The sequence below is a fragment of the Wolbachia endosymbiont strain TRS of Brugia malayi genome (assembly GCF_000008385.1).
Classification (GTDB): Bacteria; Pseudomonadota; Alphaproteobacteria; order Rickettsiales; family Anaplasmataceae; genus Wolbachia.
Genome location: NC_006833.1, coordinates 269,182 through 292,365, shown reverse-complemented (window position 1 = coordinate 292,365; position 23,184 = coordinate 269,182). Strand labels below are relative to the sequence as shown.

The window sequence follows — 23,184 nt, the reverse complement described above, 5'->3', positions numbered from 1 at the left end:
CCTATGTATTCTTCTTTAAATTCTCTTCTGCAAAATCCCAATTAATTAAGTGGTCAAGAAAGATCTTTATGTAGTCAATTCTACGATTTTGACAATCTAAGTAATAGGCATGCTCCCATACATCCATAGTGAGTAGTGGTACTTGATCATAAATTAATGGTAAATCCGCATTTGGAGTTTTGGTGATCTTGAGTTTCCCTCTTTCAAGCACTAACCATACCCATCCACTACCAAACTGGCCTATTCCATGATTGAAAAATTCCTCATGGAACTTATCAAAGCCACCAATATCATCTTGAATTTTTTTTGCTAAAAGACCATCTTCTTTAGGCTTATCACCACCACTTTTTTTCATTGAATTCCAATAAAAAGTGTGGTTCCAAACTTGTGCAGCATTGTTGAACACAGGAACTTCGTCACTATTGCCGTGAACTTTCATTATTAATTCCTCAATTTTCACATTTTGATAATCTGTATTCTCAATTAGTTCATTGAGCTTATTTAAATATCCCTTATGATGCTTATCATAATGAAAATCTAAGGTTTTTGCAGATATGTAAGGTTCTAAAGCTGTTTTATCATATGGTAACTCAGGTAAAGTAAAATTCATGCTAAACTCTTCATTTTTGACCTACTTCTATAGTAGGATAATATGTGCTCCTGTGCAATATATAATTTAGTTAAAATATTGAGCATCCATTGCAATTACTTAAAAAAAGGTTATACTAATATAGTAATGTAAATAATAATTACATTTTTCATTATATAATTTTTTAGGAGATTAATGTGTTGATTACATTAACATATAACAATTTTAAGCAATATGCTCAACAAGGAACTGTTCCTGCTGTAGAACAAAATAATGGCAGCAAAGTTCTACAAAATAGTTTTTATAAATCCGTTTACTATATCAATAGCGTTTTATGGCCAATTAAGGGCATGCTCGTAGGAGTAAAGCATGATCTTAACACTTCAGGAATAACTATGGGAAGAAGAGAGAAAGTAGTTTGGGGCACGGACGCAATGATTGCTATTCTGGCTTTGCAAATTTATTACTTGTACTCTATACAGGAGTTGCATATCTTATGTACTTGCCAAAAAAATTATTTTCATATTTCAAAGGAACAGAAGGCCCGAAATCTCTCGTAGAATATTCAAATGATTGGCAGCACACAGCGGAACGATATGGTGGAAAATGTGCCGATTTCTTTGGTTCACTCCTATCTTACATTGTTTCAGCTGTTATCTGAACTGCTGCGTTAATTATGACACCACTGACTTGGATTGTTGATAAAGTGTCAAGTAAATTGAGTGGAGTAAAAGAACCTGAGCCTACTAAAGGCCTTCTTGACGAGAATGCTATTGCATAGCTAATCTACATAATATAATGTACATGACTTTGATGTTTAGTCATGGGCCTTTTAGAAAAGGTGTTACCCAAGTAAATGGAAAGCATTTTATACCTACTCAATTCTTGAATATAAAAAATATTCCCTTAATAATATAAGGTATGATAATCAGAAATTTAATAAAACGGGCAACTCAGGTAGAGAACAGTGAAAATGTAGTACAATATATTGAATATCTCTATCAATTTGAGAAGTTTGGAAGCACATTGAACCTTACTTTGTCGCTAATAAAGTAAAATAGGCTTTCGTTTAAAATATATCAAAAGGAACTAGTGGACATCGAGGAAGGGGTATGTAAGACAATTAGGTCTGTCTGTGGTGTAAAGTAGGTATGTTATTGTACTAAGAGGTTAAACCCGTACGTTATAGTGCATGAACTTTCACATATGGTTGAAAATGAGCTTAACTTAAGTCTAGAGCAGGAGTTTCTCTATAAAGTTTATCAAGATATTGAGCGGAACTTAAAGCAGGCAAATATTTTTGTACAGAAAATTATTGGTCAAGTTATCTTTAAAGAAATACAAGCTTATCAAGCTGCAAAACCACGCACATCTGAGTTATTTGCACTATTTTGAGCTATTTGCTTAGGCGCAAGAGGTTTATCTTAAAGGCAAAGAATACTTAATTCGCACCCGAGATTTAACAAAGTGTCTTTTGCTACTGACCAGTGGAAAAAAAGCTGCTTAGATCCACAAATAATGGACGCAGTGGATAAGGAAATCAAGGAATACAGCAATAAAACTGCTTTTAAAGACGTAACCAAAGTGCAAAGCAGCTGGATTAACAAATTTTCTCCTAGAGGCAAAAAGATTAGCTCTATATTTGGAAATGATGATTAACTCAGCAGAATACAATTAACTTTCACAATATTTTAAAGTATAGTTTCAGTAATACATAACTGGATATAAATGAAAACCATTCTGGCCGTTGAAACAAGCTGCGATGAAACTGCAGTGGCGATTGTAAATAGTGAAAAGCAAGTCCTTGCTCAAGAAATTCTTTCTCAAACAGAACACAAAAAACGCGGTGGTGTGATTCCTGAGATAGCGTCACGTGCCCATATGGAGCATCTAAGCAGTCTAATAAAAAACTCTATAGAAAAATCTAACCTCAATTTTTGTAATCTGGACGCGACTGCAGCAACATCAGGACCAGGACTCATAGGTGGATTAATAGTTGGCACAATGATGGCAAAAGCAATTGCACATGTAACACAAAAACCATTCATTGCCGTTAATCACCTAGAAGCGCATGTGTTGGTTATTAGGTTACTATATGAAGTCAAATTTCCATTTCTAGTCCTTTTAATATCAGGTGGTCACTGCCAATTTTTAATTGCACAGAATGTAGGTAAATATATTAAACTTGGAGAAACACTTGACGACTCGTTAGGTGAAGCATTTGACAAAGTTGCTAGGATGTTGGGGTTAAGCTATCCAGGAGGTCCATTAATCGAAAAGCTAGCTAAAAAAGGCAATGGCACAAGATTTAAGCTTCCAAGGGCAATGAGAAAACGTCCTGGGTGTAATTTTTCATTTTCTGGAATCAAAACTGCAGTAAAAAACTTAGTACAAGAACTTGAAATGAGTGAACAAGATGTGTGTGATGTATGCGCTTCATTTCAAGAGTGTATTAGTGAAATATTATTGGATAGAGTCAAAAATGCGGTTATTATGGCCGAATCTTTAAATATCAAGATCAATGACTTTGTAGTTACTGGTGGAGTTGCAGCAAATAATTTCCTAAGAAAAAAATTAAAAAAACACATAAATTTAAACATACTTTTTCCCCCAATTAATCTATGTACAGACAATGCAGTAATGGTTGGGTGGACAGGAATTGAAATATTACAGAAGGATTACATAGACTCCCTCAATTTTGCACCAAGACCAAGGTGGGAATTGGGAAGTTATTAAAAATTTCCAACTCTGAATTAGGTAATGAAGAAAATATCAATTTTATTTCTTTCTTATTGTCGTTTATATTTTCTATTTACATATGTTAATATTTTATTATATTAACTTAAAGTAAAATAACTACCTTTATTAATATTTTTGTAATAAAAATTGTATACGGTGCATTAATCAGATTAAGAGAGAAATTGTGGAAATTACTCCATCAATAAAAAAAGAATTGAAGCAAAGCACACTGTATGTCTGCCTAAGAAAATGTAAAAGTGCATTTTGGTTTATTTTTTGGTTCAGTTCAGGAATCAATTTATTAATGTTATTTCTGCCACTTTACACCTCTCAAGTGCTTGACCGAGTGATATCAAGCGAAAGCGTATCAACACTAACTATGCTAACAATCATCACCTTATCCGCGTTTGCGTGCTCTGCAATGCTTGAAACTTGCCGATATTTAGCTATGGCAAAAATTGGTGATTGGATTGATAAAGCTGTAACACCAGACCTGATAGTAAGGTCAATTAGGCTAACATCAGTACAAAGCTCAGCTTCTAGTGGTGAAGCAATACGGGATCTTGGAGTGATAAAAAATTTTATTACAGGAAATAGTATATTCTCACTGTTCGACACTCCATGGTCGTTAATTTACCTTGTTGTGATCTTTATGATACATACTTCCACAGGGTTCATAGCTACTATCGGAATTATTATATTAGTCTCTATGGCAGTGTGGAATGAGCTTGCCACTAAACGCATATTACAAGAAACCAATGAAGAAACTATACGTAACATCAATGCCATAGATGTTGCAACAAGAAATGCAGAAGTAGTTGAAGCTATGGGTATGTCAGAATTCATAGTCTCTGATTGGTGTAAACGAAACGACCAAAACCGAGCAATGCAAATTAAAGCACAAAATCGTTCTAACGTGATTACTGGTATCACTAAGTTTTTGCGCTCAACTCTGCAAATATCGGTAATTGGAACAGGTGCATTACTTGCAATTACAGCTCATAAGACTGCTGGTAGTATCATTGCCGCTTCGATTTTAATGGGTAGAGTATTAGCTCCATTTGATGCAGCAGTTCACACTTGGAAATTTTTAAATCAGGCAAGGATGTCATATGAAAGACTGCAAAGGCTTATATTAACGTCACCAAAGAGAGAGCAAACCATGGCTCTACCAGAACCTGCAGGAAAATTGGAATTTGATAGAGTATTTTTTACTCCTTATGGAAGCAACAAATCAACGATAAAGGGCGTATCATTTGTAATAGAACCAGGTGATGTAGTTGGTGTCATTGGTCCAAGTGCCTCTGGCAAGTCAACCATAGCAAAGCTAACTGTTGGTGTATGGAAACCCATATCTGGCGTAGTGAGACTGGACGGCGCTGATGTATACACTTGGAATCGAGAAATTTTTGGTAATTATGTTGGTTACTTACCTCAAGATATTGAGTTATTTAACACCAGTGTTAAAGCTAACATTGCTCGTATGAGACCAGATCCAAACACTGAAGAAATAATCAAAGCAGCAAAAATCGCAGGAATACATGAATTAATACTAAGTCTACCAAATGGGTATGATACAACGATAGGGAATTTTGGAGTGACGCTCTCTGGTGGGCAGAAACAGCTACTCGGTCTTGCAAGAGCTTTTTATGGGAATACAAAACTTTTGGTGCTCGATGAACCAAATGCTAACTTAGATAGTAATGGAGAGGCATGCTTAATTAACGCAATCAATGTTGCAAGGAAGCAAAATACAACTACCATCATCATAACTCACAAATTACCGTTATTATCTTTGGCTGATAAAGTAATACTCATGTCAGACGGTGTTATTTACACTATGGGACCAAGGGATGAGATTTTGAGTAAATTAGTTGCTTCATCATCAAATACCACAGAAGATGAACATTCTTCAGTAAGTGGTTAATAAAAGCAGTGTTTGTTACTTCCCTTTATCTTACAGTCCATTTATTTACTAATGCGTTCAGATGTTTTTTGTTCTTCTTGCCTTCTTGTGTCTCTTAAAAACCTTGGTCAAGAGGGGTGGGCTTTTTACTTTACTATCCACTAGGTAACAGTCCATTTTTACTTCGACTAGTAGAGGAGGTGAAGGTGGTGCAGCTGTAGGAGATGGCAATAATGGAGGAGGAGTTGGTTACCAGCAGTGCTTAAGAAGTTATTGTTTCCGTTTTTGTGCTGACATCATTATCCAAAGTTATTGCACTGCCGTCTACGACATTAAGATCTATTTCTTCTTATCATTTATTGCAGAAACAGTTAACTTGAAAAGATATACTGCTGAACTTAATGCAACTACTATAGGAAAAGAAGCAATTACCTTAAAAAGCATTGGCACCCAGTAGCATTAAAAATTGCCAAAAATATAGGATAAGCAAACACCTTAGCTACAAGGTTAAATGCACATAGTGAAAAATAGTAATTGAATATCTTAATAGAAATAGTACCTTAGAATTGCCTAATTTTCTACCTCATACATTAATACAATGTTGATAATAACCGTGCTAATAATTTATGTCAATCAAAATTGTAGAATAAATTTTGTTATATGAGTAGATTAGCATTGATAATAAATTTATTAAAAATAATAATGTAAATGATGTTGCCGTGGAAATCTATAACAATATTTCTTGATAACGTCTAACGAATTTCAATAAATTGTTTTTTTGAATTCTAGGTAGATATACGCTTTGTTAACATGTTTAGTTCAAAACCCAAAAGTAAGTTCATGCTTTCTATTGGAGAAGAAGGCACAATATTGCTGTATTTCAAAAATAATACCTTAAATAAAAGGTATTTTGTCAAGGACAAAAACGACAAAGCAGTGTTCGACTTAAATTCATGTCTTTCATCCAACAAAAAAGCACCTTTATACTTGGTGTTAAACCATGCAGATCAAAATTACTCGCTACAGCTCATTCCAAGAGTAAATAGAATTAGCGCCTATCTATCGGCAAAAACGAAGATGGAACACCTCACTCGCAATAATGATATAAGCTCAGTTCTTCTGGTTGAAAAGCCAAACAAACTCAACCAAAATTGGTATTACCTTCTTGTTTCATCAAAAGCAAAGCGTTTAGTAGAATATTGGCTAAATGTATTTATTGGAATAGGCTCTAACTTTAAGGGAATATTAATGTTTCCTATAGAAATAAACAACATAGCAAAAAAGGTTTTTTATAATGATCTCAATAATTGGAAAATTATAGTAGTTGCAACCAAAACTGGAGGCTATAGACAAGTAGTTTTTAAAGAAAACAAAATGATATTTACGCGCTTAGTTCCATTTACCAATGATAATTTACCAGGAATTATTGCGGGTGGAATATATCAGGAAGTGCAAAATACCATTCGGTCCTTAACTAAGTTTGGTTTCAAAAGAAACGACCCAATCGATCTTTGCATGGTAGTACAAGAAGATATTAAGACTAGCTTATCAGTTATAAATTTTTCAGAGAATAGCGTGAACATATTAACCCCACATGAGTTAGGCAGATTATTAGGGTCAGAATTAGCTGTCAGTGAAAAAGATAGCTTCTGTGATACCATAATCTTATTTCATAGTTTTAAGAATAAGCCAATAGCTGTTTTTTACACAAAAGAAACTAAAGAATTTTATTTGTTAAATTACTTCCATCTGAACTCTCCTCGAATTTTTCTATATTTCACTTCAATTTTAATTACAATCAACATTCTTTGTTTGCTAAATTTGCATTCAAATTTTAATGTTGCCGATAATCTATCAGCAAAAAAGGAAGCTTTAGATAAGCAATTAGCAAAGCTAAGCCAGAGCTACAACGTAAAAAAAATAGATGAAGTTTACGATTTCATTAATATCAATAATATTCTACTGAAGATGGAATATTCCCCCCTTACACAGGTTAAATATGTAGAAAAATTGAAAGTACCAGATGTAGAGCTTCAATCGTTTGAGTGGAATTATAATGAGGCGAAAAATTACATCACCACAACTTTAAGGTTTAATTTTCAGCCTGGTAAAAATGTTTCCTATCAGTATAAGGAATTACAAAAAAAATTGAACAATAATTTTCGCACCTATGATATTAGTATTTCTAGCTTGCCTGCTACTGAAGAGGAAAATATACCTATTAATGTTAAAATAGGAGAGGCTATGTAAGCTAGTGAACGTTTCTCAGTTAAAAAGAAGAGTTGCAATTCAGCTTATATTATATCTGTTATTATCTATTGGACTAATAGGATTACTAATGTACGCTGTTATTTATAACAGAAAGGTCTATAATAAAAATCAGAGTGCTATTAATGAAATACACTCTATTAATTTACAAATTACTGATGTTCAAAAAAAGGAAGTTGTTTTAGATAAAAACCTAGATTTATGGCAAAAAATTTCCTCTTCAAATTTACACAGCAGCAGATACATTACAAATTTAAATTTTGAGCTTGGCAAGTTATATAAAAAGTACTGCATATTAGAACCTGAAATATCAATTTCCATACCTGAAGAAATTGAACTATACAACAAAAGTGAACACACAAAAGTGATAAAAAGTGAAGTAACCCTAAATTTAAGTTCAATTAGTGATAAGCACATTTTTTTATTTCTACAATCCGTTCCAAGTCTGCCTGGTTATGTTATGATCAAATCTCTTATCTTGAACAAAGAGAGAAATATTGATACTGCAACTATGAATCAGATTTTAAATGGTAATATGATAGAAACAGTAAGAGCTAACATAGTCTTTGACTGGTATACTATACTAAGTAGATGAAATAATGAAAATAAAGCTGTTTTTTATTTTCACTCTACTGTTCTTCGACGCTAGTACATATTGCAGTTGTGAGGATATTATAGAAAGTATAGAAATTTGTAAAGAATATACTTGTCAACAATATATTGGTAATGAAGACTTTATCGAGCATAAAATACTAGGACTAAGCAGCAAAGATTTATGTGTATATATAGAAAAACAAGATAATGATGAGATGGTTTGCCACCATTCTAAGTATGGGATGATGATGGAGAAAAAATATCTTGAAAGCATTTTCAAAGTTGGCAATCAAGAAATCAATGATTTTATTGATATAGCAAACCTGCGTGCAAAGGAATGTTTTTTTATAAGTAATCAAAAGACAAGCTACACAAATCGTGACTATATAATAAAGGAAGCAGTGGAAAGTAACTTTGACGTCTTATCACAATACAATGATATAAAAAGCATTTTCTTTGACAAGGAATCAGTCAATAAAATGGTCAGTGAAATGAAAAAATTTAACCTACGATCTTCAAGAGCTGCAAAAGAGGAGATATTAGATAATTTTAACAGTAAGGTAGTAAGCTTAGATTCAATTTTATACCTTTCCCCCGACACATGGAAAATATGGGTAAATAGAAAATTATTTACGAACACTAAGAATCTAAAAGTCTATTCAGTAACTGAAAATTATGTAACTTTTGTGTGGACTGTAAATCAAAAAATGACAAAAAAACAACCTAATGATTCCAAAAATGTATACTTTGGGTATGGGAATATTATGTTTACACTTTATCCGAAGCAAAAATTTGACTTAGATAGCTTATCTATTAAATAATTTAACAGATGTGCGCTTGTAGCTCAGCTGGATAGAGCGTTGCCCTCCGGAGGCAAAGGCCGCGGGTTCAAATCCCTCCAAGCGCATTAACGACTTGATCAAGAAAAAAGTCTATCTTCATAAAACGCCTGAGCCACTCATGAGGCGTAGTTTACACATATCATACCTGCAGCACACTACCATGCGTTTTTTACTTTTAATATCCAGTCTCTACATAACAGGTGACTATGCAGCAAAACTGCCAGATTAACGGTCTAGTAACCCTGCACTATCGTCAGAACATGAAGGGCTCAGTGACTGGTTACGCGATATTAGCTGTATCTCACCCAACTTACTACCTGGATGGTTTTCTTCTCTTAATCTAATTGCCTCCGGTATGCCTCTCTTCTGTTTCTCTTTACTTTATTATGTTTTTTCCCAATGAAGTAAGGATAGCTTTACTAGCTAACTTGTCACCAATATTGTTATACTGTAAATCAAGTGAAATAAGATGTGTGAGATTACTATTAGCTAAAGCCTCTATTCCTTTTGTAACCAATTCTGTTCATACTTAGATCAAGTGCAGCAAGATGTGTTAGCTTAGCTAACTCTTTTGCATCTTCATCATCAATTCTTACATATTTTAAACTAAGTTTTACAATGTGCTTGTTACTTTGTAAAAAACTTACTAGCTTGCTTATATTGACCGTAGTATCTAATACTTTTAAAGCATTAGCTTCCACATGTTGGTTAAAATCCACTTTATCTGCCCATGATATATTATGCTAATATTTCAATTTGCATTTCAGTAGCTGTCGACCACTTTATACAATGCTAAAAATTATACAAGGGTTACATGTAAAAATAAGACTTAGCCTCACATACCTCTTCTCTAAGCAGCTTTTTCTGTCGATCCATAAAACTTTTCCAATTACTCGCTCCATAGTAGCGGTATCTCGTTCCTCCTGAAGTCTATCACTTTTAGATGATCTAGTTGGATCTCATTTAAAATGTCTTATTTTACCTTCAGTGCTAGATAATTTAGATGTAAAATGTGTAATGCACTTTCTATTAAATTTGACAATACTATTTTTGCATAAGATAATGTAAAGAGTTTATTCAAAGCACAATTATGTCAAATGGTACTGTAAATAAAGTCATATTAGTTGGTAATTTAGGGAGGAATCCTGAAATTAGAACTATGCAAAATGGAAAAGAAATGGCGAATTTTTCAATAGCTACATCTGAAGGCTGGACTGATAAATTTTCCGGTGTGCGCTCTGAAAAGACAGAATGGCATAATATCGTAATTTTTAGTGAAGGATTAGTAAAAGTTGTAAAAGATTTTGTACGCAAAGGCAGTAAAGTCTATATTGAAGGCTCTTTGAAAACTAGAAAGTGGACTGACCAAAATGGTAGTGAAAGATATACAACAGAAGTAGTGCTACAGAATTTTAATGGTACCCTTACACTTTTGGACTCACGAAATAACGCAGCAAGCTCTGACTACAAATCAAATGAATACAAGCAAGACGAAACAGGGCAAAAAGATCAGTATGAAAATTTTGATAGTGAGGTAAAAGAAGAGCTAATCGACGATGAAATACCATTTTAATAATTGCAATTGAAATCATCATCTACATTTTTATGGACTGCTTGCGTCACTCCCTTTAATTACAACGGAGGTAGTATAGATTATTGCAGTTTGCAGCACTTACTGACAATGCAAGCCAAAGCTGAAAATGGCGTAGTGTTGCTAGGTAGTACAGGTGAAAGTCTATCGCTTACTGATTCTGAAAAACGTACGTTAGTTGAATTTGCATGTAAGCTGAAATTAAACATGAAAATTATAATTGGTGTGCCGGGAGTAAATTTATATCAAACTCTTGAGTGGCTTAACTTTTGCAAGGATATACCTATTCATGGCTATCTAATGACAACTCCCATTTACACAAAGCCTGGTGTTATGGGGCAAACTTTATGGTTCGAAAAGCTACTTGAAAAAGCTCATGTGCCGGCTATGTTTTATAACATTCCGTCAAGAGCAGGAGTAAGCCTTCATGTTGAAACTGTATACAACTTATCTAGCCATGAAAGATTTTGGGCTATTAAAGATTCAAGTGGAACCGTTGATACTTTAATTGAGTATAAAAAAGTTGCACCAAATGTCGAGGTTTTTTGTGGAGATGACAATATGATACATGACATGGCTGCCTACGGTACAGCAGGCCTAGTTTCTGTTGCTTCTAATGCCTGGCCACATGTAGCGCATGAATATGTTAAGCAGTGCCTCAATGGCAAGAGCTTTCACGCAGATGTCTGGCAACAAGCTTGTAAAGCTCTATTTATTGCTAGCAATCCAATACCTACTAAAGCACTGCTACATGGCATTGGACTTATAGAACACAGAACTGTCCGCTTACCACTCAGTACACAAGACTTGCCTTCTGTTGATGAGATAAAAAAAGCAACCGAAATAATTTTAAATTTGGAAAAAGTTAATTATTTTTATCACCCTATGGTTTGATCATGGAATTCAGTCTGGATTACAGCGTTACACGCTGGAGTAATACCGTTTTCGTTTGCCCCTAAATTGCTCCAGCTATAAATATTTAAGAAAAAGTAACCGTTTACAAATTGTGGAAATGAATAAAGAATTAAGCAGTAACAGTTACTAGATTCTGTAACTTTTGAAAGGAATTTTGGCCATTTAGACGCGAAGTTAAAATATCGACAACATCTTTATGAATCTTTCTCCACGTTCTGACCAAGTGAAAAAGCTGTTCTTACAATAGATTACATAGCGCCTCATTTACCGTTCTGCAAGGTTATTGGTTGTATCTATCACTTCAAGTTTTCGTAAAAACTTCCATATCCTCAGATCTTAACATCTTGGCAGCCATCCTCAAAGTTTGAGTACCATTTATAACCCTAGTCATTTTACACAAAAGATGTTCTACCCTTTTTCAAAATTTTTACATTAGTTGATAAAATCGTAAATCATCTACCAAATTTTATTTTTTTGCTTTTGTACCACAAATACTCTGTTATTGAGTGACTTGAGCGCCTGGCCAATTTTGCTCACTTCAATATTTTTACTATACGCAAATCTTTGAAAATCTCTTGTCAAATGTGTCCAACATATCTATCTATTTTCAAACTAAAATAATTGTACGCAGCGTATTGTTGCTTACAACTATGCCATTGTATTCTGGCAGTAAACTTTGCAACACCTTCTTGCCACGAGACTCGGTCATCTTTAGAAGTGTCAGAGCGCTTTGTTGTTATTACCCAACCCAGCCTCTTTCTCCTTGATTTCTGTGCTATGTTTCATCTATATGCAGGTTTCTTTCAATTCTTCCTTCATTTTCTCATATTCAGATGCGCATCTTTTGATACTCTGTGCTCAGTCTTTGATACTAAACTAAGACTTATATTGAGGTTAAATATACTGCTTAAAATTTGTTGTACTTTTCTTTTCGAGTTAATAAAAAAGCCACTTAGGCTGCTAATTGTTGTTTTAGCATTGAACCCTAGAGGACCTCTTGAAACCCCCATGGTTAAACTAGCTGAACCCTTCCTATCACAAGCTCTGTAATAGTTTCTTTGCAACCTGTACTCAGTTACGATTGGTTTGATTTCTGGTAATTCTACCTTTTAATGGACAATTTCATCTTCTAAAACAACCTTATTTCCACACACACAAACCTGATAAAATTGTATAGTCTACTACTATATTTGCTACCATCAAATCTCACTTATATACCTTATGCCCTGGCTGACCTCCTGGTTTTTTATCACTTTTCTTTTTTGTTTTTTTGCGATATATATCTTGCGATGGTGGTAGAGATGAACTTTTTGAGTTCAGACCCAGTTTATCTTCTAGCTCAATTATTTTTGCTTTTAAGCCATCATTTTCTATAATCAGAGCCTTTATTTCTTCTTTGAGATTAGCGTTTTTTGATTTGTACGCCACAATCTTTTCTGCAGCCCTGTTATCATACCCACTCTATACTTAGCTTCTCATGTCTTTACACTTTTACAATCACTTTGTAAATCCCTTATCTCCGTGAACGGTTATAAGAAATTTAATAAGTAGAAAAAAGGTAAAAAAATCCGCATAGTAGATAGTTATTTACTTTCTAATCCTGAAAATTGGTGTTCTATACTGCCTTAAACGCTTGATAAGTACAACACATAATATTAGGTACAATAAACCAACTCTACTACAAAAAAAATCTAGAAAGAATATAGGAAAAATACCATAGAAATTAAATATACACCTAGACTTTGAATTACAAAACAACTTTATTATTTATAATAAAGAGGCTGGTAAGATTTGTCAAGTGTTTTTTTTGCATTTTTGGTATACATTTATTCTGAAATATTGCAATTCGTGCAGTACGCCCTGGAATAGTACGTACCATTTGCTATTGTTTTCCGCTTATCCAACACACTTAGATTTCTGAGCCGCCACAAGCTTTGCAATTGGTACTCTATAAGGTGAACATGAGATGTAACTTACCCCTGACTTGATAAGAAACTCTATGGATCTTGGATCTGCTCCGTGCTCTCCACATACACCAAGTTTAATTTCTTTTCGGGTTTTTTTCCCTCTTTCAATAGCTATTTTAATTAACTCCCCTACCCCTTCGACATCTAGTACTTCAAATGGATCGTTTTCAAATATATTATTTTCTTTATAAGAATTGAGGAAACTAACTGAATCATCTCTTGAGAGCCCCATAGTTGTTTGCGTTAAATCATTAGTGCCAAAACTAAAAAACTCTGCATATTTTGCTAACTTATCAGCAATCAGTGCTGCCCGTGGTAGCTCTATCATCGTTCCAATTGAATAGTTCACATCGAAATTTTTAGCCTCTTTTTTTAATAACTCGCATATCAAGATAAACTCTTTTTCGCTCATGATAAAAGGAATCATAATTTCTGGCTTAACTTCTGCCTTTTTTTCCTTCTTTAACTCGTCCACGGCACTAAGTATTGCCCTGGTTTGCATGCTATATATTTCAGGATGAGAAATGGCAAGCCTGCAGCCTCGGTGGCCAAGCATTGGGTTTTTTTCTGATAACTGTACTATTTTGTTTTTTACTGATTCAACTGACTTATTCAGTGATTTAGCAATCTTTTCTATAGTAGATTGATTATCGGGTAAAAACTCATGTAGAGGTGGATCAAGCAAACGTATAGTAACCTCCCTGCCCCCCATAATGGAAAATATCTCTTTGAAATCGGACTTTTGCATTTCCTCTAACTTGCTTAATGCACTTGCTCTTTCGGTTTTGTCATCAGCTATTATCAATCTTTGAATGAACTCAATCCTGTTACTAGCAAAAAACATATGCTCTGTACGGCATAAACCTATGCCTTCAGCACCGAATTCTTTAGCAATTTTTGCATCTTTTGGAGTATCAGCATTCGCTCTCACTTTAATCATTTTAGTTTCATCTATCCAGTTAATTATCGTTTTGAATTCTTGCGACAACTCAGGTAAAATTGTGGGAAGGATGCCGAGCATAACTTCACCTGTTCCTCCATTGATGGTTATTGGTTCCCCTTTATTTACTGTTGTATCTCCTACAGAAAAGAAATTTCCGTTTTTATCGATATGAAGTCCATTTACACTGCAAATGCATGGTTTACCCATCCCGCGGGTTACAACGGCAGCATGCGAAGTCATTCCTCCTCGTGCTGTTATTATACCACTTGCAGCATTCATTCCGTTGATATCTTCAGAGCTCGTTTCTAGCCTTACTAAAATTATTTTTTTGCCCTGTTCTGCAGCTTTTTCCGCATCACTTGCGCTGAAAACTACATATCCTGAAGCAACACCTGGAGAAGCTGGCAGTCCCTTCCCTATTACTTTTTGATCGCCTCTAGCTTCGAGGACTGGATGTAATAAATTATCAAAAATTTTTGGATCGATTTTTAGTATTCCTTCTTCTTTTGTAATTGTTCCTTCGTTTACCATATCAACTGTTATACGAACAGTAGCTTCAGCTGTACGCTTACCAGATCTAGTTTGTAGAATCCATAACTTGCCGCCCTGCACAGTAAATTCGATATCTTGCATGTCTTTATAGTGCACCTCAAGTTTTTTACATACCTCACATAATTCTTGATAAACGCTTAACATTAACTTTTCCATGGTGTTTTCTTGCTTCCCATTAATCGGTATAGGAGTATAGACACCAGAAACCACATCTTCACCTTGAGCATTGACCAAGAATTCACCAAAACATTTTTTTTCTCCAGTTGAAGGATTGCGTGTAAATATCACACCAGTTGCGGAATTATTATTCAGATTACCAAAAACCATCGCTTGTACATTAACTGCAGTTCCAAGGTTTTCAGGAATATTATGTATTTTTCTATAGGAAACAGCTCTTTCATTTTGCCAAGAAGCGAACACTGCATTTACTGAGCTTAGCAGCTGCTCTTCAATGTCCTGCGGAAAATGTTTCTCTGTTTTTTCATGCACTATCTTTTTGAAATCGCAAACAATCCTCTTTAAAACATCAACATTAAGATCAGCTAAACTTTTTGCTCCATTTTTTTGTCGTTCGTTATCAATAATGCTTTGAAATAGTTGGTGGTCGAGTTGTAATACAACATTGGAATACATCATGATGAAACGGCAGTAGCTATCGTAAGCAAAACGTTCTCCGCTTTTTTTTGCAAGACCAATGACGGTTGTATCATTTAAGCCAGCGTTTAAAATTGTATCGAGCATGCCCGGCATTGAATTAACACTACCGGAACGTATTGAAACTAATAAGGGATTATTTGAATCTCCAAATTTGCAACCAATATCATTTTCGAGCATTGTCATGTATTCTTTGATTGTGCTACATAGGTCGTCAGATAGTCCATTACCTTGGTAATAACTTTTACAAGCAGAAGTGGAAATTGTAAAACCAGGTGGAACGGGAATACCAATGTTACACATTTCTGCTAGATTTGCTCCCTTCCCTCCTAGCAGACTTTTCATTTCTGCATTCCCTTCACATTTGTCCTGACTAAAGTAGTATATTAACTTTTCTTCCATTGTTTCTGGTTTTTCTTGACAAACATATTTCACATAAACAGTATCCACTAAAACGGCTTCACAACAATCATAATAACTATGATTATTATCAATACCGTTACCATCTCATTTAAAACGCGAAAATAAACGTGATTCTTTTCATTTGAACCCATTGCAAACTTCTTCCTGTGCATTGCAAGTAGCCCATGAATACCAAACATAAAAAACAATGCTAGTGCTTTTACATGAAACCACCCTTCGCGGTACGCTTCCCTAATAATCATTAATGCAATCCCAAAACTGAGTGAAAAAAGCATTGCAGGGTTTATGATGTATCTTAAAAATCTCCTTTCCATTGTTTGAAGTAAGCTGTCACTTTCTGATCCTGGCTTTACAGTTGCGTGGTAAACATACAGCCTAGGCAAATAAAGCATACCTGCCATCCACATAATGACGGAAATAATATGAAAAGCCTCGAGCCAGTGGTAATAATCCATGTAGATATTGTTACAAGATATTAAAAATTTCTGATATTATCTCAGTTTAACGAAAAAGAAATCAAGATGAAAGCAGAAAATTTCACTAAAGAGCAGGTAATTGAATTTTACAGAAAAATGCTACTCATACGCAGATTTGAGGAAAAGGCAGGGCAATTATATGGAATGGGACTAATAGGTGGATTTTGTCATCTATCAATAGGACAAGAAGCAGTTGCAGTTGGGACTTACGCTGCATCAAGACCTGGTGATGCTTTTGTCACAAGTTATAGGGACCATGGTTTAATGCTTGCATGTGACTCCAATCCAGATGTTGTGATGGCAGAGCTGACCGGTAAAGAAACTGGGTGTTCAAAAGGTAAAGGTGGCTCAATGCATATATTTGATGTTGAAAAGCAATTCTTTGGTGGACATGGAATAGTGGGTGCACAAGTTCCAATTGGCACAGGAATAGCATTTGCTAATAGATATAAGAAAAAAGATAATGTGGTATTCACGTATTTTGGTGATGGTGCTGCAAATCAAGGGCAAGTGTATGAATCATTTAATATGGCATCTTTGTGGAAGTTACCTGTGGTTTACATCATAGAAAATAACGAATATGCGATGGGAACCTCCGTGCAAAGGTCAACTTTAGTAACTGAGCTATATAAGAGAGGGGAGAGTTTTGGTATTCCTGGGAAGCAAGTTAATGGAATGGATTTCTTTTCTGTTTATGCGGCTACAAGCGAAGCAGCTGAGTACGCGCGTAGCGGAAAAGGACCTATTTTACTTGAAATGGAGACATATCGATATCGCGGCCATTCGATGTCAGATCCTGCTACTTATCGTTCGAAAGAAGAAGTTGAAGATATGAAGCAAAATCATGATCCTATAAGCACTTTAAAGAAGTGCATTATAGATAATAAAATTGCTTCAGAGGAAGAATGTAAAGCAATTGACAAGGAAATACGTGATTTAGTGAAAAAGTCAGAAGGTTTTTCCAAAAATAGTGAAGAGCCAAACATTGATGAGCTATATACTGACGTTTACAAGTCTGCCAGTCGTTCATTGTAGATTAAACATAAAATTCTTTGATAAACTTCGCCAGCTCCCATAACACTGAAGTTAGTTATTTACCTTCTCTGTACAGATCAAACGAAAAAAACTTAACATATCTGGCGTCTCATGTTTAATTTTTTGCATTGTGTGCACCTCATGTCTTTTATATTATTGTCTACATTATTAGCTAGTGCTGTAAATCGTGCTTGCTGAGCGCTAAAAACATTAAAAAAACGCCAACTGATAAAATGATAATGGATAACCAGCTACCACGGGGATTTTTTTGCCTTTTTTTTACTTAGTAAATTTCTTAAATATTTACAGCTAAAGGTTAGTCGCAATTTAAAAAGCAGCTAATCATTAAGCGTTTGGAATAAAAAACGCTAATATTGAAAGTACATAGTAAATAACTAGCCACCACAGGACTTCTTTTGCCTTTTTTTAAGCCACTGCTTTGCAAGCTAGCATTTGTTACTCAAAAGGGAGTGTGTAGTGCTTCAATGGACTTTTTGATGTGCTCAGGGAGAGGGGCAGTAATAGTGATTTTTTTATTATTTGGTAGTTTTAAAGATAAAGAATATGAGTGGAGATGGATTTTACTCGCTATGCCATCAACAAAAGCTTTTTTACCACCATATTTACCGTCACCAAGAATAGGACAGTTTATATAGGCTAAATGTGTGCGCAACTGATGAGTTCTGCCGGTAATTGGCTGTAATTTTAAATAAGCAACCGATCTGGTGTCATTCCGGCACATGATACTGGAATCCAGTTTTTTGATTGAAAATGTTGTATAGTGTGCTTGTTTATGATCAGTTTTGCTGGATACCAGTATCGGGGCACTGAGATGACAAAGGAGAGCACTGGAGTAACAGGAAGAAAGGCTGCTTAGATGACACACTCTTGATAGACTTAAATTACAATGTTCGTACAGCTGTGTATCAGCTACTTGAATAATAGGGCGTTGCACGAGAGGTTTATTGAGTTTAAATTTTGCTATAATCGAAAAACGCGTAGTGGCATCCTGGGGTGAATTTTTGTCAATGACCACTTTCTCTTGGCCTGAAACATATTTCTTCACCAATGGGTAGTCTATTACTCCTCTATTCTTACTTGGTATGCCAGAGGTTAATGCTAAGTAAGTTTTTTTTACTCTCCGTCCTTTAAATTCCTCCATAAGGTATCTGGCAACATTAGCATTACGTGCAAATATTATTGCTCCACTTGTGTCTCTATCTAGTCTATGGACAATTTTAAATGTTTCTCCCTCTCTGACTTGATCAAGCAAATCACTAATACTAATCTTTACTTTTATGCCACCTTGAACAATTACTCCTGCAGGTTTGTTAATGGCTAATATATATTCGTCCTCATATAATATGTTGCTTCTTAACAGCTCTACCAACTTTTCATTATGTTTACAGTCAGAATTAGCGTTTTCAATATAATCTAAGTATTTTATCGTTATAATTTGTCCAGAGTTTACTCTATCACTAGACTTAGCTTTGCAGTCATTAACTTTGATCAGTCCTCTCCTTAAAGACTTCTCAATTACGGATTGCTTTAAATTGGGAAAGATTCTTCTGATGTACCTGTCTAGTCTAACGTTATTATCTTTTACTGATATGGTTTTTATATTCCCCATTTACTCTATTTGGATAAACACCAGTGTCAGTTATTTGCATGACATAAGAAAGTATAGCACAAAATATACTCTACGAAATCACTTGTTAGGATGTCATTTCAGTAAGCGGAGCTGGAGCTTAGTAGGATCTATTGTCAAGAACTACATGTACCATCTAGCAAACAGATTGAATATAGAGTTCAAAACTCTGCTGTCGGTTTCCTGCATGATTAGCGAAACCCAAATATTAGTGCTTGCTTAAAAAGCCCACTTAACTAGTTACACTTTCTAAGTTTTAAGTACAGTAAAATGACAGCTTTTTTTTCTCTAGTTATTTTTTATGTTGTATCTTTGAAGTGGTACTTATTTTTCCTTTATCGGAATTAGCAATCCACTTCATCAAGTTTCACCAGTAATCTACTTGTTACCAGCACTTTTTTTTCTGCCATCTCCCTAGTATAAATAAGATTCAGCGCAACTTCAATTACTGTTATCGAGGGCATGGGTAATAAAAACGCTCTTACTATGTGTTTAACTTTTCTGTCTTCCAGAGCACTTTCTGCAATTACTCAATCAATTAGTAGCGCAGATACTGTTGCTAACTTAATTCTTAACTTTCCTCTAGCAAAATTACTACTGCCTGGAATATTTTTAGCCTACGCTTTTATTTCAACTGCAATTAGCAGATCTATGGAAGTTATTGCATTAATGGTACCAATGGCTGTTAACTTAGCGAAAAATGGAGCTTTTGATCTTGAAATAGGAACTGCGGCTGGGTAGGTGATGCTGTACTTAGTGACAACCTTTCAATTATAATCTGATACTACTATTGCATCTATTTCTTCACAAGGAGCTTTGGTAAGAGAAAAACTTAAAGCAAATTTAAAAGTTGCGTTTATTTCAAGCATTATAACACTTATCTACCAGCAGTTACCTCACATAGTATAGAATTTGTTCTTACATCTAATTTAGATTATTTATCAATAGCAAAAGTTATTCCCTATGTTTCTCTAATGATTATGGGTTTGTTTAAAGAGAGCACTCTAGCGACAACAACTGTAAACATAATTATTGCTGGTGTACTAGGAACAACTTTTCCTGACTATACTGTAATTTAATATTCTAATGACATACAAGGTAGTTTTAAAAAAGTAAACAAAATAACAACAGTTTATAGCAGGTACAGCATCTATGTTTACTATTTTAGTTGCTAATAACACCATAGATATTTCACTAAGTGATAATATTACAAAAAGACTTGCACAGAGCATAATATTGTACTGTAATGAGTGTATACTTACTGGATATTTTTACTCTACTATAAAAGACATCTTACCTTATGGTTCTCAACTATTGCTGGCAGGTAGTATAGCTTCCGTGCCACCTATTTCTTTATTAACCCAAGGTGTATTATCGCTTTATTTTAGCAGTAGTTACAACAGGTAAAATAATCATCAACAGCAGGAAAGAGAAACGTTATACGGTTGCAGCTTAATACACAAGTGGGTTAGAGTTTTTTTATATTTTTTTATTTACTTCATCTCTTCCAAAGGCTCTATGTTAAACATGGAAAGTCCAGAAGCGATGACGTGTACTAAGGCTTGTACGAGAAACATTCTTGCAGCGGTGAGGTTTGGGTTGTCCTCCAGTATGAACCGCATATTTAAATCACTCTTGCCATAACCCCATAAAATGTGAAATGCTTCTGCAACTTCAAGCAAATAGAAAGTGATTCTGTGCGGCTCACAAAGCCTTGCTGCAGTTTCTACTACATCTGGCCACTTTGCCAAGGTTTTTATGAGGAAGAGCTCTCCATTAGTCTTTAGGAGTGAAGGATTCGCTTTTGGGAGCTCTTTTGGAGCGTTGCGCATCAATGAATGAGCACGAACGTGCGCATATTGCACATAAAAAATAGGATTGTCTTTTGATTGCTCTTTAACTTTAGTAAAATCAAAGTCAAGAACCATGTCGTTCTTGCGCGTTAGCATTATAAAACGAGTAATATCCCTACCGACTTCTTCTACCACATCCCTTACTGTCAGGAAGTTTCCTGATCTTTTAGACATCTTAACGGGTTTTCCATTCTCAAAAAAATTCACAACGTTATGAAGTTTTACCTCTATTTTTGCTTGATTATCACTCAGCGCAGAGATAACCGCTTTTAACCTTTTGATGTAGCCACCATGATCACTACCGAGTGCTACTATCATATTGTTGAAACCACGTGATATCTTATCGAAATGGTAAGCAATATCTGAGGCAAAATAAGTCCAACTGCCGTCCTCTTTTTTCAGTGCACGATCAACATCATCACCAAACTCTGTAGAACGAAATAACATCTCTTTTCTGGAAGTCCAGTTTTCACTCTCTTTACTTTTTGGTTTTTCTAGGTATCCTTCATATACTAAGCCCTTATCAGACAACAGCTTTATGCTTTTCTCGATCTTACCACTTTTTTGTAGCTCATACTCTGAAGTAAAGACATCATGACTTACTCCAAGCAAGTTCATGCCTTCCTTTATTAGTTCTAAGATAGAGCTTAAAGTGTATTCTCTAATTACTCGATTATCTTGCTTTTCTAGAAGCTCTCTGCCGTATTTTTTGGCTAGCTCCTCTCCTATTGGCTTTAAATATTCACCAGGGTATAAGCCTTTTTCAATGCTAATTTTTTCTCCCAGGGCTTCTTTATATCGTAAATACACCGACCGAACTAGCGTATCTATCTGTGCTCCGGCATCATTAATGTAGTACTCTTTAGTGACCCTATAACCAACTTTTTTTAGTAAATTTGTTAGAACATCACCAAACACTGCACCTCTTGCATGACCAATATGCAGTGGGCCGGTTGGATTTGCAGATACAAATTCAACATTGATAGCCTGGTTATTTCCAATGTTAAGAGTGCCAAACTCCGTCTTTAGCTCGTTTATTTGCTCTAAAATCCCATGCCATACTTCTATTTTTAAGTGCATATTAATGAAACCAGGGCCAGCTATTTCTACCCTTGCAATCTCATCAAACAGTGCAAACTCTTTGGCTAAAACCTCTGCAATTTCCACAGGTTTCTTCTTTTCGTGCTTTGCGAGCACCATAGCAATATTTGTGTAAATATCACCATGTGCTCTATTGCTTGGAGGCTCCACAATAAAATTTGTTACACTTGATACCCCTTGCTTCAACTTATCTAATTTGCTCAAAATTAAGGAGGAAATCCGTTTAAAAATATTCATCGATTGGAAAGACTATGAAAACCTCCAACAATATAGCGAATAAACAAGACTAATGGAAGGGTTATGTTGTGTAACTTATACAAGAACTGCTAAGAGGAAAAAGTCTACCAATAATGCCGTATTTTCTCAGACAACGGTACAGGACAACTTGTAAAATATAAAGCACATATATTTGCAAAATGTCCTCTCTTTATCTTCGTTCACACAGTTTATCAAAATTAAACAGCTCTTTATTTGCAGTTAATAATAATCAAAATGTTGAACCTAGATCAGATATCAGTACTGGTTTATTTAAATTAAAAAATTCTGTATATCCTCCAACTTTTACTATGGGTAGCCACCTTTCCAACAATAAGATATTACCACTATATTGCCAGAATCATGGGCATGATAACATGCAGTATTATAATATAATAATATGGATCACGACAATGCTTAAAGCATAAGTTATGAGATTTCCTCTTCGCTGCTTTCTTCTACTGTAGTCTCTAAATTCTCATCATTTTCTGGCATAAAAATCTTCTATATAATTTAAAACTTTATCTCAAATTAACAGTACTAGTAGGAAAGACAAGAAAGACTATAATCAAATGAGCTATAAAGGTTATAAGTTGATAGACAGGTGTACATAGTGCACATCCCTTCTTTTTCTTATATTCTATTTATCATATTAAGTCAACGCTGTTTGTAATCATAATATGATATTGCTCACTTCTAATTCTCTACGCACTTTTCACGTCTTTTATCACCTTCGCTTACAATTACCTGCAACAATTTGTTATCCTAAAAGTGCATCTGCACTAGAACCAAATGCTGCAGCATCTAGACCATCAGATACTCCTGCAGTTCTG

Annotated in this window: 20 protein-coding genes and 1 tRNA gene; 14 read left to right on the top strand and 7 right to left on the bottom strand. The window is 34.8% G+C overall.

The features are described 5' to 3' along the window. Nucleotide 1: 1 nt before the first annotated feature. Nucleotides 2-610: a superoxide dismutase gene (locus WBM_RS01315; RefSeq protein WP_011256421.1), complete on the bottom strand. Its 609-nt coding sequence runs from the start codon at nucleotides 608-610 to the stop codon at nucleotides 2-4. A 176-nt stretch (nucleotides 611-786) separates the two neighbouring features. On the opposite strand from WBM_RS01315, the gene WBM_RS01310 reads away from it, so the two are divergent. The 9 genes from WBM_RS01310 to WBM_RS01275 all read left to right on the top strand — a co-directional run bounded on the left by WBM_RS01310 (nucleotide 787) and on the right by WBM_RS01275 (nucleotide 9,003). After that, the gene (locus tag WBM_RS01310) at nucleotides 787-1,149 is read left to right on the top strand and encodes a hypothetical protein (protein ID WP_011256420.1); all 363 of its coding nucleotides are present in this window, start codon (nucleotides 787-789) and stop codon (nucleotides 1,147-1,149) included. A gap of 628 nt (nucleotides 1,150-1,777) precedes the next feature. Further along, a complete protein-coding gene (locus tag WBM_RS06190; protein ID WP_011256419.1) occupies nucleotides 1,778-1,984 on the top strand; it encodes a hypothetical protein in 207 nt (68 codons plus the stop codon). A gap of 72 nt (nucleotides 1,985-2,056) precedes the next feature. Beyond that, on the top strand, nucleotides 2,057-2,248 hold the full coding sequence (locus WBM_RS06185; RefSeq protein WP_233417518.1) for a hypothetical protein: 192 nt from the start codon (nucleotides 2,057-2,059) through the stop codon (nucleotides 2,246-2,248). Nucleotides 2,249-2,317: 69 nt separating this feature from the next. Next, a complete protein-coding gene (tsaD, locus tag WBM_RS01300) occupies nucleotides 2,318-3,325 on the top strand; it encodes a tRNA (adenosine(37)-N6)-threonylcarbamoyltransferase complex transferase subunit TsaD (protein WP_011256418.1) in 1,008 nt (335 codons plus the stop codon). 187 nt (nucleotides 3,326-3,512) lie between these two features. After that, on the top strand, nucleotides 3,513-5,255 hold the full coding sequence (locus WBM_RS01295; protein WP_041571405.1) for a type I secretion system permease/ATPase: 1,743 nt from the start codon (nucleotides 3,513-3,515) through the stop codon (nucleotides 5,253-5,255). Between the two features lie 789 nt (nucleotides 5,256-6,044). Next, nucleotides 6,045-7,484, top strand: coding sequence for a hypothetical protein (locus tag WBM_RS01290; protein WP_011256416.1), 1,440 nt, complete (start codon nucleotides 6,045-6,047; stop codon nucleotides 7,482-7,484). Between the two features lie 4 nt (nucleotides 7,485-7,488). Continuing rightward, complete coding sequence (locus WBM_RS01285) at nucleotides 7,489-8,097, top strand: hypothetical protein (RefSeq protein WP_011256415.1); 609 nt, start codon at nucleotides 7,489-7,491, stop codon at nucleotides 8,095-8,097. Between the two features lie 4 nt (nucleotides 8,098-8,101). Beyond that, nucleotides 8,102-8,917 carry a hypothetical protein gene (locus WBM_RS01280; RefSeq protein WP_011256414.1) on the top strand — a complete coding sequence of 272 codons (816 nt, stop codon included), beginning with the start codon at nucleotides 8,102-8,104 and terminating at the stop codon, nucleotides 8,915-8,917. A 12-nt stretch (nucleotides 8,918-8,929) separates the two neighbouring features. Further along, nucleotides 8,930-9,003, top strand: a tRNA-Arg gene (locus WBM_RS01275). A gap of 420 nt (nucleotides 9,004-9,423) precedes the next feature. Here the strand turns inward: WBM_RS01275 and WBM_RS01270 are convergent. Beyond that, on the bottom strand, nucleotides 9,424-9,657 hold the full coding sequence (locus tag WBM_RS01270) for a hypothetical protein (RefSeq protein WP_011256413.1): 234 nt from the start codon (nucleotides 9,655-9,657) through the stop codon (nucleotides 9,424-9,426). A gap of 371 nt (nucleotides 9,658-10,028) precedes the next feature. On the opposite strand from WBM_RS01270, the gene ssb reads away from it, so the two are divergent. Next, nucleotides 10,029-10,511, top strand: a complete 483-nt coding sequence (gene ssb / locus WBM_RS01265; protein ID WP_011256412.1) for a single-stranded DNA-binding protein — start codon at nucleotides 10,029-10,031, stop codon at nucleotides 10,509-10,511. A 9-nt stretch (nucleotides 10,512-10,520) separates the two neighbouring features. After that, nucleotides 10,521-11,423, top strand: coding sequence for a 4-hydroxy-tetrahydrodipicolinate synthase (gene dapA / locus WBM_RS01260; RefSeq protein WP_011256411.1), 903 nt, complete (start codon nucleotides 10,521-10,523; stop codon nucleotides 11,421-11,423). A 1,227-nt stretch (nucleotides 11,424-12,650) separates the two neighbouring features. Here the strand turns inward: dapA and WBM_RS06180 are convergent. The 3 genes from WBM_RS06180 to hemJ all read right to left on the bottom strand — a co-directional run bounded on the left by WBM_RS06180 (nucleotide 12,651) and on the right by hemJ (nucleotide 16,438). Then, nucleotides 12,651-12,872 carry a DUF6444 domain-containing protein gene (locus tag WBM_RS06180; RefSeq protein ID WP_083750408.1) on the bottom strand — a complete coding sequence of 74 codons (222 nt, stop codon included), beginning with the start codon at nucleotides 12,870-12,872 and terminating at the stop codon, nucleotides 12,651-12,653. 468 nt (nucleotides 12,873-13,340) lie between these two features. Next, the gene (gene ppdK / locus WBM_RS01250) at nucleotides 13,341-15,962 is read right to left on the bottom strand and encodes a pyruvate, phosphate dikinase (RefSeq protein ID WP_041571546.1); all 2,622 of its coding nucleotides are present in this window, start codon (nucleotides 15,960-15,962) and stop codon (nucleotides 13,341-13,343) included. 47 nt (nucleotides 15,963-16,009) lie between these two features. Beyond that, nucleotides 16,010-16,438 carry a protoporphyrinogen oxidase HemJ gene (gene hemJ, locus WBM_RS01245; protein WP_041571401.1) on the bottom strand — a complete coding sequence of 143 codons (429 nt, stop codon included), beginning with the start codon at nucleotides 16,436-16,438 and terminating at the stop codon, nucleotides 16,010-16,012. A gap of 66 nt (nucleotides 16,439-16,504) precedes the next feature. Between hemJ and pdhA the strand changes: the two genes are divergently transcribed. After that, a complete protein-coding gene (gene pdhA, locus WBM_RS01240) occupies nucleotides 16,505-17,494 on the top strand; it encodes a pyruvate dehydrogenase (acetyl-transferring) E1 component subunit alpha (protein ID WP_011256408.1) in 990 nt (329 codons plus the stop codon). Between the two features lie 460 nt (nucleotides 17,495-17,954). Here the strand turns inward: pdhA and WBM_RS01235 are convergent, their stop codons facing one another. Beyond that, nucleotides 17,955-19,124 carry an RluA family pseudouridine synthase gene (locus tag WBM_RS01235; RefSeq protein ID WP_011256407.1) on the bottom strand — a complete coding sequence of 390 codons (1,170 nt, stop codon included), beginning with the start codon at nucleotides 19,122-19,124 and terminating at the stop codon, nucleotides 17,955-17,957. A gap of 480 nt (nucleotides 19,125-19,604) precedes the next feature. Between WBM_RS01235 and WBM_RS06175 the strand changes: the two genes are divergently transcribed. Both WBM_RS06175 and WBM_RS06170 read left to right on the top strand, forming a co-directional pair. Then, nucleotides 19,605-19,883: a hypothetical protein gene (locus tag WBM_RS06175; protein ID WP_225416060.1), complete on the top strand. Its 279-nt coding sequence runs from the start codon at nucleotides 19,605-19,607 to the stop codon at nucleotides 19,881-19,883. Between the two features lie 411 nt (nucleotides 19,884-20,294). Beyond that, a complete protein-coding gene (locus tag WBM_RS06170; RefSeq protein ID WP_225416059.1) occupies nucleotides 20,295-20,549 on the top strand; it encodes a hypothetical protein in 255 nt (84 codons plus the stop codon). 86 nt (nucleotides 20,550-20,635) lie between these two features. On the opposite strand, the gene argS is transcribed toward WBM_RS06170, so the two are convergent. Then, nucleotides 20,636-22,333 carry an arginine--tRNA ligase gene (argS, locus tag WBM_RS01225; RefSeq protein WP_011256406.1) on the bottom strand — a complete coding sequence of 566 codons (1,698 nt, stop codon included), beginning with the start codon at nucleotides 22,331-22,333 and terminating at the stop codon, nucleotides 20,636-20,638. Between the last annotated feature and the right edge of the window lie 851 nt (nucleotides 22,334-23,184).

Excerpts from the sequence above, each read along its gene's own strand:
- WBM_RS01315 (WP_011256421.1), bottom strand. The coding sequence starts at position 610 with ATGAATTTTACTTTACCTGAGTTACCATATGATAAAACAGCTTTAGAA.
- tsaD (WP_011256418.1), top strand. The coding sequence starts at position 2,318 with ATGAAAACCATTCTGGCCGTTGAAACAAGCTGCGATGAAACTGCAGTG.
- WBM_RS01290 (WP_011256416.1), top strand. The coding sequence starts at position 6,045 with ATGTTTAGTTCAAAACCCAAAAGTAAGTTCATGCTTTCTATTGGAGAA.
- WBM_RS01280 (WP_011256414.1), top strand. The coding sequence starts at position 8,102 with ATGAAAATAAAGCTGTTTTTTATTTTCACTCTACTGTTCTTCGACGCT.
- ssb (WP_011256412.1), top strand. The coding sequence starts at position 10,029 with ATGTCAAATGGTACTGTAAATAAAGTCATATTAGTTGGTAATTTAGGG.
- ppdK (WP_041571546.1), bottom strand. The coding sequence starts at position 15,962 with ATGGAAGAAAAGTTAATATACTACTTTAGTCAGGACAAATGTGAAGGG.
- hemJ (WP_041571401.1), bottom strand. The coding sequence starts at position 16,438 with ATGGATTATTACCACTGGCTCGAGGCTTTTCATATTATTTCCGTCATT.
- pdhA (WP_011256408.1), top strand. The coding sequence starts at position 16,505 with ATGAAAGCAGAAAATTTCACTAAAGAGCAGGTAATTGAATTTTACAGA.
- WBM_RS01235 (WP_011256407.1), bottom strand. The coding sequence starts at position 19,124 with ATGGGGAATATAAAAACCATATCAGTAAAAGATAATAACGTTAGACTA.
- WBM_RS06175 (WP_225416060.1), top strand. The coding sequence starts at position 19,605 with ATGGGTAATAAAAACGCTCTTACTATGTGTTTAACTTTTCTGTCTTCC.
- WBM_RS06170 (WP_225416059.1), top strand. The coding sequence starts at position 20,295 with ATGTTTACTATTTTAGTTGCTAATAACACCATAGATATTTCACTAAGT.
- argS (WP_011256406.1), bottom strand. The coding sequence starts at position 22,333 with ATGAATATTTTTAAACGGATTTCCTCCTTAATTTTGAGCAAATTAGAT.